The organism is Pseudidiomarina homiensis (assembly GCF_003987225.1).
GTDB classification, from domain to species: domain Bacteria; phylum Pseudomonadota; class Gammaproteobacteria; order Enterobacterales; family Alteromonadaceae; genus Pseudidiomarina; species Pseudidiomarina homiensis.
The window spans coordinates 1,097,217-1,112,067 of record NZ_PIPX01000001.1 but is presented as its reverse complement, the minus strand read 5'-3'; the positions used below and the strand labels follow the sequence as shown (position 1 = coordinate 1,112,067).

Annotated in this window: 16 protein-coding genes; 15 read left to right on the top strand and 1 reads right to left on the bottom strand. The window is 50.8% G+C overall.

Annotated features, from left to right (window positions below; translation table 11 throughout):
- Nucleotides 1-42: 42 nt before the first annotated feature.
- From ileS to ispH, 4 genes are read left to right on the top strand one after another with little or no spacing between them, the layout of a single operon-like run.
- Nucleotides 43-2,895, top strand: a complete 2,853-nt coding sequence (ileS, locus tag CWI70_RS05425; RefSeq protein ID WP_126771232.1) for an isoleucine--tRNA ligase — start codon at nucleotides 43-45, stop codon at nucleotides 2,893-2,895.
- Nucleotides 2,888-3,403 carry a signal peptidase II gene (gene lspA, locus CWI70_RS05420; protein ID WP_241967825.1) on the top strand — a complete coding sequence of 172 codons (516 nt, stop codon included), beginning with the start codon at nucleotides 2,888-2,890 and terminating at the stop codon, nucleotides 3,401-3,403. Before ileS ends, lspA begins: the two co-directional genes overlap by 8 nt.
- The gene (fkpB, locus tag CWI70_RS05415; RefSeq protein ID WP_126771228.1) at nucleotides 3,400-3,837 is read left to right on the top strand and encodes an FKBP-type peptidyl-prolyl cis-trans isomerase; all 438 of its coding nucleotides are present in this window, start codon (nucleotides 3,400-3,402) and stop codon (nucleotides 3,835-3,837) included. Before lspA ends, fkpB begins: the two co-directional genes overlap by 4 nt.
- Nucleotides 3,837-4,778, top strand: a complete 942-nt coding sequence (ispH, locus tag CWI70_RS05410) for a 4-hydroxy-3-methylbut-2-enyl diphosphate reductase (RefSeq protein ID WP_126771226.1) — start codon at nucleotides 3,837-3,839, stop codon at nucleotides 4,776-4,778. The genes fkpB and ispH overlap by 1 nt, the downstream gene beginning before the upstream one ends.
- A 3-nt stretch (nucleotides 4,779-4,781) precedes the next feature.
- On the opposite strand, the gene CWI70_RS05405 is transcribed toward ispH, so the two are convergent.
- On the bottom strand, nucleotides 4,782-5,168 hold the full coding sequence (locus tag CWI70_RS05405; RefSeq protein WP_126771225.1) for a type IV pilin protein: 387 nt from the start codon (nucleotides 5,166-5,168) through the stop codon (nucleotides 4,782-4,784).
- Nucleotides 5,169-5,276: 108 nt separating this feature from the next.
- Between CWI70_RS05405 and CWI70_RS05400 the strand changes: the two genes are divergently transcribed.
- The 11 genes from CWI70_RS05400 (at nucleotide 5,277) to CWI70_RS05350 (ending at nucleotide 14,848) form a co-directional block, all read left to right on the top strand.
- Complete coding sequence (locus tag CWI70_RS05400; protein ID WP_198677651.1) at nucleotides 5,277-5,822, top strand: GspH/FimT family pseudopilin; 546 nt, start codon at nucleotides 5,277-5,279, stop codon at nucleotides 5,820-5,822.
- Entirely contained in the window at nucleotides 5,816-6,433 is a 618-nt protein-coding gene (locus CWI70_RS05395) for a prepilin-type N-terminal cleavage/methylation domain-containing protein (RefSeq protein ID WP_126771221.1), read from the top strand. Before CWI70_RS05400 ends, CWI70_RS05395 begins: the two co-directional genes overlap by 7 nt.
- Nucleotides 6,423-7,538 carry a pilus assembly PilX N-terminal domain-containing protein gene (locus tag CWI70_RS05390; protein WP_126771219.1) on the top strand — a complete coding sequence of 372 codons (1,116 nt, stop codon included), beginning with the start codon at nucleotides 6,423-6,425 and terminating at the stop codon, nucleotides 7,536-7,538. Before CWI70_RS05395 ends, CWI70_RS05390 begins: the two co-directional genes overlap by 11 nt.
- Nucleotides 7,528-9,480 (top strand): type IV pilus modification PilV family protein, encoded by a 1,953-nt coding sequence (locus CWI70_RS05385; protein ID WP_126771218.1) that lies wholly within the window; start codon nucleotides 7,528-7,530, stop codon nucleotides 9,478-9,480. The genes CWI70_RS05390 and CWI70_RS05385 overlap by 11 nt, the downstream gene beginning before the upstream one ends.
- 74 nt (nucleotides 9,481-9,554) lie before the next feature.
- Nucleotides 9,555-10,181: a cytochrome c biogenesis heme-transporting ATPase CcmA gene (gene ccmA / locus CWI70_RS05380; RefSeq protein WP_126771216.1), complete on the top strand. Its 627-nt coding sequence runs from the start codon at nucleotides 9,555-9,557 to the stop codon at nucleotides 10,179-10,181.
- The gene (gene ccmB, locus CWI70_RS05375; RefSeq protein WP_126771214.1) at nucleotides 10,178-10,861 is read left to right on the top strand and encodes a heme exporter protein CcmB; all 684 of its coding nucleotides are present in this window, start codon (nucleotides 10,178-10,180) and stop codon (nucleotides 10,859-10,861) included. The genes ccmA and ccmB overlap by 4 nt, the downstream gene beginning before the upstream one ends.
- A gap of 1 nt (nucleotide 10,862) precedes the next feature.
- Nucleotides 10,863-11,621, top strand: a complete 759-nt coding sequence (locus tag CWI70_RS05370) for a heme ABC transporter permease (RefSeq protein WP_126771212.1) — start codon at nucleotides 10,863-10,865, stop codon at nucleotides 11,619-11,621.
- Nucleotides 11,621-11,821 (top strand): heme exporter protein CcmD, encoded by a 201-nt coding sequence (gene ccmD, locus CWI70_RS05365; protein ID WP_126771210.1) that lies wholly within the window; start codon nucleotides 11,621-11,623, stop codon nucleotides 11,819-11,821. Before CWI70_RS05370 ends, ccmD begins: the two co-directional genes overlap by 1 nt.
- Nucleotides 11,822-11,826: 5 nt before the next feature.
- Nucleotides 11,827-12,321: a cytochrome c maturation protein CcmE gene (gene ccmE / locus CWI70_RS05360; RefSeq protein WP_126772742.1), complete on the top strand. Its 495-nt coding sequence runs from the start codon at nucleotides 11,827-11,829 to the stop codon at nucleotides 12,319-12,321.
- Nucleotides 12,318-14,273, top strand: a complete 1,956-nt coding sequence (locus CWI70_RS05355) for a heme lyase CcmF/NrfE family subunit (protein ID WP_126771208.1) — start codon at nucleotides 12,318-12,320, stop codon at nucleotides 14,271-14,273. Before ccmE ends, CWI70_RS05355 begins: the two co-directional genes overlap by 4 nt.
- Nucleotides 14,270-14,848 carry a DsbE family thiol:disulfide interchange protein gene (locus CWI70_RS05350; RefSeq protein WP_126771206.1) on the top strand — a complete coding sequence of 193 codons (579 nt, stop codon included), beginning with the start codon at nucleotides 14,270-14,272 and terminating at the stop codon, nucleotides 14,846-14,848. Before CWI70_RS05355 ends, CWI70_RS05350 begins: the two co-directional genes overlap by 4 nt.
- Nucleotides 14,849-14,851 lie beyond the last annotated feature (3 nt).

Here is a 14,851-nt window from a genome sequence, read left to right as displayed (position 1 = left end):
GAGCCACGGGCTACAAAAGATCTCGAAAAAGGAACCTAACTAATGACCGACTATAAACACACGCTGAATTTACCGGAAACCGAGTTTCCGATGCGTGGCAACTTGGCTCAGCGCGAGCCGCAAATGTTGCAGCAGTGGTATGCCGACGACGTCTACGGCAAGGTGCGCATTGCGAAAGCGGGTAAGCCAGTGTTTATTTTGCACGACGGCCCGCCGTATGCGAACGGTCAGATTCACATTGGTCATGCGGTGAACAAAATTCTGAAAGACGTGATCGTGAAAGCGAAAACGCTTAGCGATTTCGACGCACCTTATGTGCCGGGGTGGGACTGCCACGGCTTGCCGATTGAGCTGCAAGTCGAGAAGAAACATGGCAAGCCAGGTAAAAAGCTGTCGGTTGCTGAGTTCCGGCAAAAGTGCCGTGATTATGCGATGGGGCAGGTTGAGCAGCAACGTGAAGACTTTAAACGCTTAGGTGTATTCGGTGATTGGGACAACCCTTATTTGACGATGAATCCGAAGCAAGAAGCGGACAGTATTCGAGCTCTTGGTAAAATCATTGCGAATGGCCATATGCAACAAGGCTTTAAACCGGTGCACTGGTGTACAGACTGCGGCTCGGCGTTGGCTGAAGCTGAGGTGGAATATCAAGACAAGCGTTCGCCAGCGATCGATGTGGACTTTTTGGCGGTGGATCAAGAGCAGTTGGTTGCTGCGTTTGACCATCCCGAAGGCCATGCTGGTGCGGGCGAAGTAAGCGTCGTCATTTGGACCACCACACCGTGGACCATTCCGGCGAACCGTGCAATTTCATTGCATCCGTCGTTGGACTATACCTTAGTGCAAGTTGAGGCGACCGATGAGCGTCCGGCGCAGCGTTTTGTGCTGGCCGACGAATTGGTTGAGTCCGCCATGGCGCGCTGGAATATCGATGACTACCACAAGCTCGGTTTTGCGAAAGGTGCGGCGTTGGAAAACATGAAAGTGCAGCATCCGTTGTTTGCTGATATTCAAGTTCCGTTGATTTTAGGTGAGCATGTAACCACCGAATCGGGTACGGGGTGTGTGCACACCGCGCCAGGCCACGGTGTTGATGACTTTTTGGTAGGCCAACGTTATGGCATCGAGGTGTATAACCCTGTAGGTGACAATGGCGTCTACAAAGACGATACGCCGATGTTCGCAGGTCAGCACGTGATGAAAGCTAACGACAACATCGTTGAGGCGCTGCAAGACAACGGCCGCTTGGTACATCATGAAGCGTACAACCACTCGTACCCGCATTGCTGGCGTCACAAAACGCCAATTATTTTCCGTGCGACGCCGCAGTGGTTTATCAGCATGGATAAGCAGGGCTTGCGAAGCAAAGCGCTGGAGCAGATTAAACAAGTACGCTGGGTACCTGAGTGGGGCCAAAGTCGTATCGAAAGCATGGTTGATGGCCGCCCAGACTGGTGTATCTCGCGTCAACGGACATGGGGTAACCCAATTGCTGTATTTGTTCGACGCGACAATGATGAGTTGCATCCACGTACCTTGGAATTACTTGAAGAAGTAGCTAAGCGTGTTGAAAAAGACGGTATTCAGGCTTGGTTTGACCTTGAGCCAGAAGCGTTGCTGGGTGATGAAGCTAAAGACTACCGCAAGGTAACGGACACTTTGGACGTTTGGTTTGATTCGGGCGTTACCCATGAAGTGGTGCTCAACAAAACACCAGGTTTACAATGGCCTGCTGACTTGTACTTAGAAGGTTCTGACCAGCACCGCGGCTGGTTCCAGTCGTCATTATTGACTGGTGTTGCCATGTACCAAGAAGCTCCTTACAAGCAAGTACTTACTCATGGTTTCACGGTTGATGGGCAAGGCCGCAAGATGTCCAAGTCGATTGGCAACGTCGTCGCCCCGCAAGAAGTAATGAATAAACTTGGCGGCGACATCCTGCGTTTGTGGGTCGCTGCTACTGATTATTCCGGTGAAATGACTGTATCTGATGAGATCTTGAAGCGGTCGGCGGATAGTTATCGTCGTATTCGTAACACGGCGCGTTTCTTGTTGGCGAATATTAATGCCTTCGAGCCAGCGCAGCATGCGGTTGCAGCTAACGATATGGTAGCTATGGATCGTTGGGTTGTTGCTCGAGCCGTCGCCTTACAAGATGAATTGCTCGATGCTTATGACAACTATCAATTCCACGTTGTCGTACAAAAATTAATGCACTTCTGTTCGATTGAATTGGGCAGTTTCTATCTTGACGTTATTAAAGATCGCCAATATACCGCGAAGCGTGACAGTGTCGCACAGCGTTCGTGTCAAACGGCGTTGTATCATATTGCGGAACTGCTAGTACGTTGGTTAGCACCGATTTGTAGCTTCACTGCGCAAGAAATTTGGACGGCCTTGCCGCAGCAAAATGGCAACGGTGAAGCACGCAGTGAGTACGTGTTTACTGAGTCATGGTACCGCGCCGCCGACGGCATTCGTGTGAGCAGTGAAGACAATGCATTTTGGCAGCAATTGCTGGAAGTTCGCGATGCGGTGAATCGCGCGCTAGAACAAGCGCGCCGTGATGATGTGATCGGTGGCTCATTACAGGCCGAATTGACGTTGTATGCGCAGGCTGACTTAGCTGCTCAATTACAACGCTTAGGCGACGAACTGCGCTTTGTATTGCTGACGTCGGGCACGCAAGTCGAGACGGTCGATGCGGCACCAAACGGCGCTGTTGCAACCGACGTCAAAGGCTTGTGGGTTAAAGTGAACAAGTCGGACAATGAAAAGTGTGAACGTTGCTGGCACCACCGCCCAGAAGTGGGCAGTATCGCTGAACATCCAACGCTTTGCCAACGTTGCGTGACAAACGTTGATGGACAAGGTGAGGAGCGTCGTTTTGCCTAAACAGCCAAAACCAGACTTTCAAAAGCGCCTGAGCGGGTTACAGTTTCTGTGGCTCTCGTTACTGCTGATTATTATTGACCAAGCCACTAAGCAGTGGGTTCTGAGTGCGTTTGAGTTGTATGAAAGCATTGAAATTATGCCGTACCTAAACTTTACCTATGTGCAAAATTTTGGCGCGGCGTTTAGCTTTTTAAGTGACCAAAGCGGTTGGCAGCGCTGGCTATTCACTGCATTAGCAGTTGCGGTTAGTGTGATCTTACTGGTTTGGTTGCGTCGTAATCCGGTGGGCATGTGGCGTCAGAACTTAGCTTTTTCACTGATCCTTGCTGGGGCTGTGGGAAACGTCATTGATCGCCTAATGTACGGCTACGTGATCGACTTTATCGACGTTTATGTGGATAACTGGCATTGGCCAGCCTTCAACGTCGCCGATATGGCGATAACTTGTGGCGCCATCTTAATGCTACTCGAAGCATTCTTTGAGCAACGTCAGGAGCAACGCGCATGATCAGTCGTCTACCGATCGAGCATGGTCGGGAAGTGATTTTGCATTTTACGATTAAGTTGACCGATGACTCGGTGGCTGACAGTACGAAAATGTCGGGTAAGCCCGCCAAGTTTCGTATGGGTGACGGTTCACTTACGGAAAACTTCGAGAGTTGCCTCGTAGGTTTGAAGGCTGGTGATGAGCGTGAGTTTGAGCTTGCGCCGGAAGATGCCTTTGGCGAACCGAACAAAGACAACTATTATCAAGTGGAAACGCAAAAGTTCGCTGAATTGCCAGAAGTAGGGCAAATCTTTACGTTTCCACAACCCGATGGCACGGAACTTCCTGGTATTGTGCGGTCGATCAATGAGCAGTTTGTAACGATTGATTTTAATCATCCGTTGGCGGGACAACGCGTACGATTCGCGGTCGAAATTATTGAGGTAAATCCGTAATGGACATTGTGCTGGCAAATCCACGTGGTTTTTGTGCGGGTGTTGACCGTGCGATCACCATTGTTGAACGCGCGCTAGAGATTTTTGAACCGCCGATTTATGTGCGTCATGAGGTTGTGCATAACAAATACGTGGTCGACTCATTGCGTAAGGCAGGTGCAGTATTCGTTGATGAGCTTGAAGAAGTGCCCGACGATAGCATTGTGATTTTCTCAGCGCATGGCGTTTCGCAAGCGGTGCGCCAAGAGGCCAAAAACCGTGGTTTGAAGGTATTCGACGCAACTTGTCCACTGGTGACCAAGGTACATATGGAAGTAACGCGCGCTAGTCGCAAGGGCCACGAATGTGTGCTGATTGGCCATCAAGGGCACCCTGAAGTCGAAGGCACAATGGGGCAGTACTCCAATGCTGACGGTGGTATTTACTTGGTGGAATCGGTAGCCGATGTTGCCAAACTTGAAGTCAAACATCCGCAACAGTTGCATTACATGAGCCAAACGACATTGTCGGTTGATGATACTGCGGATGTGATTGATGCGTTGCGAGCCAAGTTTCCGGACATCCAAGGCCCACGTAAGGACGATATTTGCTATGCCACACAAAATCGCCAAGACGCAGTGCGTGATTTGGCCGCAGAAGTCGATTTACTGTTAGTGGTTGGGGCTCGAAATAGTTCTAACTCGAACCGTTTGCGTGAACTTGCGGAAAAAATGGGGACGCCGGCGTTTCTTATCGATGATGCGACCTGCATTGATCAAGCTTGGCTCGCAGGTGTTCAGCGCGTTGGGGTAACAGCAGGGGCTTCGGCACCGGAGGTTTTGGTGCAAAATGTGATTAAACAGTTACAAGACTGGGGTGGCCACACAGTTAACGAGCGCAGTGGTCGCGAAGAGAACATAACCTTTTCAATTCCGCCAGAGCTGCGGGTGGTAGAACTTTAAGAGTTAACGCTCCCAACACGCAGCTGGTGATTTTTGGTCATTTTGATTCAGGGTTAGGGTGGTACAGCCGGTGTCATTGGCCTGCCCACCTGTCGCTGTTGCCGTAAGCGTATAAGTTTCGTTACCGATATTACTCACCGAAAAAGTATAATAATCACTAGTCAAGGTAATACCTAATGTTGCGATATCTGCGTAGCTGGTATTCTTTAAGCGATATTCTTCTTGTGCCATCTGTAGTGTTAACAACTGCCCCATAGCATCTGCTCGACGGGCTTCGCGCACGTAATCGACAAAATTCGGGTAGGCAGCACTAGCGATGATGCCAATGATAACCACGACCACCATAAGTTCGATAAGTGTAATCCCCGCCTGCTTTAATTTAGCTTGCATTTGTTTGCCTTGTCGTCAAAGATGAATTTTTGCACTACACTGTAATTTAATAAACTATAACTAAATAGATACGCTATTTTTGGCAATTTCGCAATGCGCAGAGCACTTATGAGACCTTGGGCGGCAGTTAAACGCGGCTTTACACTCCTCGAGTTATTGGTCACGCTGGTTATCCTTTCCATCATTATAGGGGCCGGCGTGCCGCTGATGCTTGGTATGGCTGAATCTATGCGTTTGCAAGGTGCGGCGCAGGATACCTATGCGCTATTGCAATATGCGCGCTCGGATGCATTGCGTACGACCGAGGAGCGCTTTGTCGTGTGGGACACGGATGGCGCGAATTGGTGTGCGGCGGTAGCGGTCAGCAACGACTGTGACTGCTTAACGGAAGATTGCAGTATCAACGGCGTGTTGCGGCAAGTGAACGGCTCGGAATACACGAATGTCAATGTCGCCGCAAACTTTTCTGCCGGCGACTATACTCGCTTTGATGGTATGCGTGGTTTAGCCGAAGGGAATGCGGGTCATGTCGCCTACAGTTTGACAGATGATGGCGGGACGGTTGAAGCGGAAATTCGCGTCGTCGTGAGTTTGTTGGGGCGTGTTCGTTACTGTAAAGCGACGGGGCAAATTGGAGATTACACAGCATGTTGATGGAACGGCAGAAAGGTTTATCTATTGTCGAGCTTATGATCACCATTACGCTGGGTTTATTGCTGATGGCAGCGCTTACTGCTGTGTTTTCAAATACGTTGGGGGTGAACTCCCGAAGTTTGAAACTGAGTCAATTGCATGAAGAGGCGACCACGGTAATGGACCTGATGGTTGGAGAATTACGCCGCACAGGTTATCGGGGTGATGCAGCGGAATTAGTGTATGACCCAGCCAATGCCAGCACTGCCTTCAATAATACGATTGTCATTTCACAATTCTCCGGCGAAGAAGCTAATAGCTGTGTTTTGTTTAGCTATGATGAAGATGCCGATGGCACGCATGATGGTTCTTCGGAGAATATGGGCTTTCGTGTACGCGAAAACCAAGTGCAACGCCGCCAAGCCTCGGCAGGGTGTGATGGAGGTGGCTGGCAGAATTTGACGAGTAGCGAGATGTTGCTCGTGAACGATTTAGAGTTCACGCTTACCGAGCAAATGGTCGATTTAGTAAATGAACAGCGTGTGACTGTCGTGATGGAGGTAGCAATGCCTTCTGACCCTGACATCACCAGAACGATGACTAGTGAAGTGGTAATTCGCAATGCATTTTAATCGTAAGTATTTACAGCAAAGTGGTTTTGCAACAGTCACCCTTACGGTGCTGTTACTAGCGATTATTATTCTTGTGACTTTGTATACGGCAAAGTTTAAAGCGCAAGAGCAACGGATTATGCGTAACCACTTGGCGATGCAAGAAGCGCGTATTGTGGCGGATGCCGGTTTGGAGCAGACAATTCAAGAGATTGATGCGGATCGCAATAACCTCGATCGCACCATCAATGGAACCATTGCTGGTGCGAATTATACGGCGACGATTACCAACGTCACTTATCCAGATACACCACGCGGCGATGTTGATGTGGTTGAGGTGGATGTAGTTGCGAACTCTGCCGATGGCTCGGCTACCCAACGAGCGGCACAAGAACTGATTGTCATGTCGTTGGTGCGTGGTGGTCCCAATGTACCCTTGGCGATTCGCGGAGGGGTCAACGTGTCGGGTAGTTTCCAAGTGGTTGCTAACCCGAATGGTGGTGGTGACGGCGTACCTTTGTCGATTTGGACGCAAGATGATGTTGATGTAAATGGCGCCGGAACGACCTGTGGTCAGTTTGAATTTGATAATGGCGTTTGTTCAACCCAAACTTTAAGCGAGCGTGGCGATCACGGCGTCGATATTCTCGATAATGACCCTAACTTCCCCGATGACCTATTGGACTATCTGTTTGGTATTCCAGAGGAGAACTGGGAAGACTTGCGTGACATGGCGAATCAGGTACTGCCTGATTGCTCGAGTTTAGGCCCGAATACCACAGGCTTGATTTGGATTACCGGTAGTTGTGATATGCCGAGTAACGATGTTGGCTCTGTTGCTGAGCCAGCATTGATTGTGATTCACGACGGTGATTTTAAAATGAACGGTGATGTCACCTTGTATGGGATGGCCTTCCAATTTACGACGCCGGGAAATACAACCCAATATGAAATTACACTCAACGGTGGTGCCTACGTTGAGGGCTCGGTGATGGCGAGCCAAGACCCTAAACTATCGAACGGTAATTTGACCGTTCGCTACAGTTTGGATGTATTGCGAAATGTGGTAGTGAATGATGAGTTTCGTCGACTCTACCGCGTAGGAGGAAGTTGGCATGATTTCTAATCGACACAACCGTCGCGGCTTTACCTTTGTCGAGGTATTGGTCGCCTTGGTGATCATTGCCGTAGGTGTCGCTGGCTTAGTGAGCCTGCAACGCATGTTTATTCAGTCATCGACCCGTGCAGCAGAGCGCACCGCGGCGATGGAGTTAGCGCAAGAAAAAATCGAAGAATTACGTTTTGTTGAGTACGCAAATTTAGCGGCGGGCTCCGAAACCGCTGACCGAGAAGGTAAAACCTTTACTGTGGGCTGGACGGTTGCAGAGCGTTATTGGAGCGCTGGTGGCTGGATCCCGGCAAGTGATCCAAGCGCACCGGATCCGTTGCCGCCAGAGCCAGATATCAAGAATGTAACGGTGTCCGTTGCTTGGACTGAGCGCGCAGGCGATGCTGAATCGCTGGATATGGAAGCGTGGTTCAGTAAAATCGAATCGCGCGATGGCGGTCTAGTGGTAACACAGCCGAATCCGCGGCAGCAACCAAGCGTCACCTATAATCCCGGTGCTGCACCGGAAGTTATCGCGGTGCGTTTGACCGAAAATGATGGTGCAGAACAGTATCAAGTTAAAGAAACCACCAAACCAACACCGCAAGTCGCTAAACGAGGCGACAAGCTGCAGGTCAGGTTCGATACGGTCACCTATGATGAAGAAACGCAGACGCAGCGCATCGAGGATTTTGTTACCGTCAATTGCTCTTGCCGCTTCGTTGGCGTTGCTGAAAACGGCTTAACGCCGGCAAGGTTAGTGCTAGAAGGTGACTATTTAGTTCTTGATCCTAATGGCTCGCAAGCCACGCAAAAAATGGTAGGGGAACCAGCCGATACCAATCAGCCGGAACTCTGCACTATCTGTTGTCGCGATCACCATGACAGTAATGCTATGGCCTCTAGCGGCAACGTTTATCGCGAAGAAAGTTCGCTGTTGCGCGTACCTAGCGGTGATCATCGGCACTTTACCAATGTGAATGGTCAACCGGTGCAGGCTGGGTTAGATGATGTCTACGAAGAGTCATGCCGCTTGCGTCGGGTAGATGGTTATTACGTGACCTATCCTGATTGGAAAGTGGAAACCATTACCGCCATGAGCTCGCAATATCTCGTGAATGCCGCCACCAGCGGTGAGTACACTGACTATGTTCGTGCAGTGGTGAAGGCGCTAGTGTTGAATCAAAGTTTACCAAGCCCGCCAAGTGGACGTGACATGCGCGTGGTTCCTGGTGCCTACCAGTTAATCGGTCGCGCTATTTATCTCGATCGAATGACCGACTCGCATCGCAGTGCAGTTGTCACAGCGATTCAAAATGGTGAAGCAGACTGGCTTACCAAAGTACCGTTTTATGAAGTTAACCTGACGCTCTTAGGGGATTGGGATTCCGCCAATGACGCCGTGGCGACGGTTACGAATGAGCCGATTGAAACCATTGTCGATCCGGCGAATGACTACTATGGAACCTATAGTCGCGGTCGATTACGCACCGTAGCGGGTGGCTCGACGTCAGTCGATATCACCGTAGGTGCGGGGAATGCCAGTATCCTGAACAGCAACGCTGTTCATCCGTTTGATGAAGGTGTGTTCTACTCCAGCGATCTTGGGGTGACCGTTATCGCACAAGACAACGACGAAACACAACTGTATTCCATTACTGGCGAAATTAACTGCTTGTACTACAAAGTCACGGGTCAAACTGGGGTGTGGGAAGCATGTAAGTCAAGTGACTTCCGTGACCTTTCGATCAGCTCTTCTGATCTTAACGTAACCTGTGAGTTCTCGACGATCGGTAACACAAGCACAGCAAGTTATTCGTGTCCTGGTATTCGTGCCGGTACGAGCTTATCGATTTCATTTGGTTATAGCGGCGGCAACGCAACGATATCGCCAAGTTCGGTAGCGGTGCAAGAAATTAGCCAAGATGTCGTGCAAGACATTGAACTACGCATTAACTGATCCGATTTTCTACGACTTGTGATACTATCGAGGCAATTTTTAACGATTGCCTCGGTAGTTGAACGCCTATCATCATGTCGACACTGTTAGATGTACAACAGCTCGCTTCGCAGCGTGCCGGCCGCACGCTTTTTGCCGATCTCAGCTTCACCCTCAATGCTGGCGACGTTCTTCATATTGAAGGCGAGAATGGCGCCGGAAAATCGACCCTATTACGTTCATTGGTTGGACTCGTCGAACTGCAAGCCGGTACCATTCGCTTTTTCCCTGAGCAACTTCCATTCGCCCAAGAATGGCGCCAACACACCCTGTTTATGGGGCATAAACCCGCAGTTAAAGCTGAGTTAACGGCACTTGAGAACGTGCGCTTACAAGCACAGTTGACGGCGGTTGCCAATGTCGATGCTTGGCAGTTACTCGAGACGGTGGGTTTGTTAGGGCTTGAAGATTTGCCTGCTGGTCAATTATCGGCAGGTCAGCAGCGGCGCATCGCACTCACGCGCCTGTGGTATAGCAAGGCGCCGTTATGGATCTTGGATGAACCGTTTACCGCGCTTGATACACGCGGCATTGACCTATTGCAGCAGCGTTTTGCTGAACATACAGCACAAGGCGGAGCCATCGTGATGACTTCGCACCAAGCGTTAACTTGGCGTCCGGAACAGTTAAAGCGCATCCGTATTCAAGGAGGTGAGCTATGACGCAACCGGCTAATTGGTCTGCGCTTACCGCCGTGATGCGTCGTGACCTGATGGTGGTCATGCGCCGTCGCAGCGATATTCTCAACCCGCTGCTGTTTATCTTGATCGTGGTCAGTTTGTTTCCACTCGCGGTAGGGCCAGGCCCTGATATTTTGGGCCGCATCGCGGCAGGTGTGATTTGGGTGGCGGCATTGTTATCCGCGTTATTAGGCTCAGAACGCTTGTTTCGAGAAGATTACCTAGATGGCACGCTTGAACAACTCACTTTGCAACCTCAGCCTTTAGCGCTGCTGGCGTTCGGTAAGATAGCCGTGCATTGGCTATTGAGCGGCTTGCCATTGGTGATCCTTGCGCCAGTGTGCGCGTTATTATTAAAACTACCGATCGCTGGTTGGAGTACGTTGCTGGCAACGTTACTCGTGGGAACGCCGATCTTGAGTGCGATGACCGCTATAGGCGCTGCTCTGACGGTAAGCTTAGGGCGAGGCGGCGCACTGTTAAGTTTGCTACTACTGCCGCTGTTTATTCCGTTACTTATTTTTGCTAGTGGCGCTGTGGAAGCCGCTTTGGTGGGTACAGCTGCGTGGCCGCAAGTGTTACTATTGGCCGGCTTAAGTTTATTAACTTTGCTGTTGGCGCCGTTTGCGGTAGCAGCCTCAATACGAGTGAGTGTGAATTGACATGTGGCGGTGGTTACATCCTTACGCAAAACCCGAAACGGTTTATCATCTGCTTGGTCGCTGGCTGCCGTGGGTAACGGCTGGCGCGGTCCTCATTTTAGGCGGCGGACTGGTGTGGGGGCTTTTATTTGCGCCGGCGGATTATCAGCAGGGCGATAGTTATCGAATTATTTTTATTCATGTTCCCTCGGCGATGTTTTCGATGAGTATCTATGTGAGCTTGGCGGTTGCAGCATTTATTGGCCGAGTTTGGCAGTTGAAAATGGCCGACTGGGCACTTGCTGCGATTGCGCCGGTTGGGGCTGTTTTTACCTTTATTGCGCTGTTCACCGGCGCGGTCTGGGGCAAGCCGATGTGGGGTACGTGGTGGGAGTGGGATGCGCGACTGACGTCTCAACTCATTCTCTTATTCCTGTACATAGGTGTGCTCGCGCTTTATTACGCGTTTAGTGATAACCGCACGGGCGCGAAAGCTGCAGGTATTCTGGCAATGGTTGGCGTGATCAACATTCCCATCATTCGCTACTCAGTCGAGTGGTGGAACACGCTGCATCAGGGGGCAACGTTAACGGTCTTCGAGCGTCCGCCTATGGCGAATAGTATGCTGTTTCCATTACTCACATGTATCTTGGGCTTTGCGTTGCTAGCGGCTGCACTTATTTTCCAGCGGATGCGCACCGAAATCTTGCGCCAAGAATTGCGCCGACCTTGGGTTAAAAATGTGCTTCAGGTTTCACCAACGACGGGGGAGCAACGCTAATGCAGTTTGAGAGTTGGCAAGCCTTCATCGAGATGGGCGGGTATGGTTTTTATGTTTGGCTGGCGTTTGGTGTCAGCTTTTTAGCTATGGGTCTATTGGTTGTGCAAGGCTTGCGTGCCCGTAGCAAGTTGGAACGTGAATTTGTGCAAGAACAACAGCGGCAACAACGACTGGCGCGACGGCAGCAAGAGGTATCCTGATGGCGATGAATCCCCGACGAAAAAAACGTTTAACATGGACGCTAGGTTTGGTGGCCGGTGTAGCAGTTGCATTCAGCATTATTTTGTATGCTTTGTCGCAAAACATCGATTTATTCTATACGCCCAGTGAGGTGGTCGAGGGTAAAGGCCCAGACGCAATCAAGCCAGCTGTGGGACAACGCCTGCGCATTGGTGGCATGGTGGTCGAAGACTCGGTACGCCGCAATCCGGAAACGCTGGAAGTCGAGTTTCGCGTTACTGACACTGGGCCTGAGGTTAAGATCCTTTACACCGGTATTTTGCCGGACTTATTCCGCGAGGGTCAGGGCATTGTCGCGCAAGGCGTGATGGTCGAGCCGACGGTGATGCAAGCGACGGAAGTTTTAGCAAAGCATGACGAAGAGTATATGCCGCCAGAGCTCGCTGAACAGATGAAAGGCATAAAGCATGTCAATCCTAATCAGTCAGGTGTCTATGACGAGCAGGGCGGTGACCAATGATTGCTGAAATCGGTCAATTTGCTCTGGCGTTGGCACTTGGCTTCTCGCTCATTCTTGCCATTTACCCGCTATGGGGAGCCTATAAAGGGCATAGCGGTGCTATGTTGCTGGCGCGTCCACTTGCCTACGGCCAGTTTTTGTTCACCGCGATAGCCTATGCGGCGCTGACTTGGGGCTTTGTGGTTAATGATTTCAGTATTGCTTATGTTGCCGCAAACTCCAACTCGCAGTTGCCTTTAGCGTATCGAATAACGGCAGTTTGGGGCGCGCACGAAGGCTCATTTTTATTGTGGATGCTGATGCAAGCCGGATGGATAGCTGCGGTGGCGATGTTTTCGCGGCGTATGCCAGTGACGATGATGGCGCGCGTATTAGCTATTCTCGGCATGATCAGTATTGGCTTTTACTTATTCATGCTATCGGTGTCGAATCCGTTTGACCGGACGTTGCCATGGATTCCAGTTGATGGCCAAGATTTGAACCCACTCTTACAAGATCCTGGGATGATTATTCACCCGCCATTGCTGTATATGGGGTATGTCGGCTTTTCAGTGGCCTTCGCCTTTGCCATTGCGGCGTTGATGACGGGTAAGCTTGATGCTGCGTGGGCGCGTTGGTCGCGACCTTGGGCGACCACTGCTTGGTCGTTCTTGACCGTAGGCATCGCGCTTGGAAGTTGGTGGGCCTATTACGAACTTGGCTGGGGCGGCTGGTGGTTCTGGGACCCAGTTGAAAATGCCAGCTTTATGCCGTGGTTGGTGGGTACTGCACTAATACACAGCTTAGCGGTCACCGAAAAGCGCGGCGCGTTCAAATCGTGGACGGTGCTACTGGCCATTTCAGCCTTTAGTTTAAGTTTACTGGGGACATTTTTGGTGCGTTCAGGCGTCATTGTTTCGGTGCATGCATTTGCCACGGACCCTGCCCGTGGACTGTTTATCTTGGGCCTCTTAGCGGTGGTCATCGGCGGCTCGTTGTTGCTCTTTGCACTGCGTGCTGGAGTGGTGCAAAGCCATACCAAATATGAAGCGGTCTCGCGCGAAGTCATGCTCCTCGGCAATAACATATTGCTTATCGCGGCCACCTTAGTGGTGTTGCTCGGTACCTTATTGCCGCTGGTGCATAAAGAGCTTGGTTTGGGCTCGATTTCGATCGGCGTACCGTTTTTTAATCAAATGTTCACTTGGTTGATCGTCCCATTTGTCTTGCTGATGGGGCTAGGGCCGTTATTCCGTTGGCGCCGGCAAGAATTACAACCGCTCCGTAATAGCTTGGTGCTGGCTTTGCTGCTCGCTTTGGGGATCGGTTACGCTTTACCGGCAATACTCGCCGAACAAGTTAAAGCCATGGCGGTGTTAGGCGTGGTGATGAGTTTATGGATCACGATGACGCTAGTCACCGAATTGCGCCTGCGGGTTGCGCAGCGTAAGCAAGGGCTGGCAGGTCTAACTAAACTGGGGCGTAGTCATTGGGGCATGGTGTTAGGGCATTTAGGCTTTGCCGTCACCCTGATCGGCATTGCTGCAGTCAGTCAATACGAAGTTGAACGTGACGTGCGCCTAGCGCCTGGCGATAGCGTTGTGGTGCAAGGTTACCGTTTTCAGTTTGATGTTTTAAGTCAGCAACAAGGTCCGAATTACATCACCGACCATGCGGAGTTTTCGGTGTACTCCGGCCCCCGGAAGATTACCGTTCTGGTTACCGAAAAGCGCTTTTACACCGTGCAACGTATGAGTATGACGGAAGTTGGCCTTGACGCTGGATTCACGCGCGACTTGTATGTTGCTCTTGGTGAGCCATTAGAGAATAGTGATGCATGGGCGGTACGCATTTATGTGAAGCCATTTATCCGTTGGATTTGGGGTGGAGCCTTGTTGATGGCGTTAGGTGGTGCTTTAGCAATTAGTGATAAGCGTTATCGTGCCTTGAAGAAAGCTGGAGGTGCAGCATGAATAAGGGCTGGCGTTGGGTCGTCTTACTGCTGCCGCTAATCGCTTTTGTGGTGTTAGTTGGCTTTTTGCTGCGTGGTCTTTTTTCTGATCCTACTGAATTGAGTTCGGCCCTCGTAGGTAAGCCGGTACCACAATTTACTGTGCCAGACTTGTATCAGCCAGAGCGCTCCCATACGCAAGCTGTGCTTAGCGGTGAGCCCATGCTTTTGAATGTTTGGGCCACGTGGTGCCCAACCTGCCGTGCTGAACACGAATACCTTAATAAGTTAGCGGCGGAAGGTGTTGCTATTGTTGGCTTGAACTATAAGGATGACTCACGCGATAAAGCGGTCAATTGGCTGAATACGCTAGGCGACCCTTATACTGTCAATCTTTTCGATGCGACTGGAAGTGTTGCGCTAGAATTAGGCGTTTATGGCGCACCTGAAACCTTCTTAATTGACGCCCAAGGTCATATTCGCTACCGCCATGTGGGTGACGTGAATGAGCGTGTTTGGCGCGGTGAATTGGGCGAGCGTTATCGCAAGTTAAGGCAAGAGTTTGCAGCGAATGCAAGCGGGGAGCAAAGCAAATGATAA

What these genes read in the sequence shown, in the direction of transcription:
- ileS (WP_126771232.1), top strand. Translation starts at nt 43, where the DNA reads ATGACCGACTATAAACACACGCTGAATTTACCGGAAACCGAGTTTCCG.
- fkpB (WP_126771228.1), top strand. Translation starts at nt 3,400, where the DNA reads ATGATCAGTCGTCTACCGATCGAGCATGGTCGGGAAGTGATTTTGCAT.
- ispH (WP_126771226.1), top strand. Translation starts at nt 3,837, where the DNA reads ATGGACATTGTGCTGGCAAATCCACGTGGTTTTTGTGCGGGTGTTGAC.
- CWI70_RS05405 (WP_126771225.1), bottom strand. Translation starts at nt 5,168, where the DNA reads ATGCAAGCTAAATTAAAGCAGGCGGGGATTACACTTATCGAACTTATG.
- CWI70_RS05400 (WP_198677651.1), top strand. Translation starts at nt 5,277, where the DNA reads ATGAGACCTTGGGCGGCAGTTAAACGCGGCTTTACACTCCTCGAGTTA.
- CWI70_RS05395 (WP_126771221.1), top strand. Translation starts at nt 5,816, where the DNA reads ATGTTGATGGAACGGCAGAAAGGTTTATCTATTGTCGAGCTTATGATC.
- CWI70_RS05390 (WP_126771219.1), top strand. Translation starts at nt 6,423, where the DNA reads ATGCATTTTAATCGTAAGTATTTACAGCAAAGTGGTTTTGCAACAGTC.
- CWI70_RS05385 (WP_126771218.1), top strand. Translation starts at nt 7,528, where the DNA reads ATGATTTCTAATCGACACAACCGTCGCGGCTTTACCTTTGTCGAGGTA.
- ccmA (WP_126771216.1), top strand. Translation starts at nt 9,555, where the DNA reads ATGTCGACACTGTTAGATGTACAACAGCTCGCTTCGCAGCGTGCCGGC.
- ccmB (WP_126771214.1), top strand. Translation starts at nt 10,178, where the DNA reads ATGACGCAACCGGCTAATTGGTCTGCGCTTACCGCCGTGATGCGTCGT.
- CWI70_RS05370 (WP_126771212.1), top strand. Translation starts at nt 10,863, where the DNA reads ATGTGGCGGTGGTTACATCCTTACGCAAAACCCGAAACGGTTTATCAT.
- ccmD (WP_126771210.1), top strand. Translation starts at nt 11,621, where the DNA reads ATGCAGTTTGAGAGTTGGCAAGCCTTCATCGAGATGGGCGGGTATGGT.
- ccmE (WP_126772742.1), top strand. Translation starts at nt 11,827, where the DNA reads ATGAATCCCCGACGAAAAAAACGTTTAACATGGACGCTAGGTTTGGTG.
- CWI70_RS05355 (WP_126771208.1), top strand. Translation starts at nt 12,318, where the DNA reads ATGATTGCTGAAATCGGTCAATTTGCTCTGGCGTTGGCACTTGGCTTC.
- CWI70_RS05350 (WP_126771206.1), top strand. Translation starts at nt 14,270, where the DNA reads ATGAATAAGGGCTGGCGTTGGGTCGTCTTACTGCTGCCGCTAATCGCT.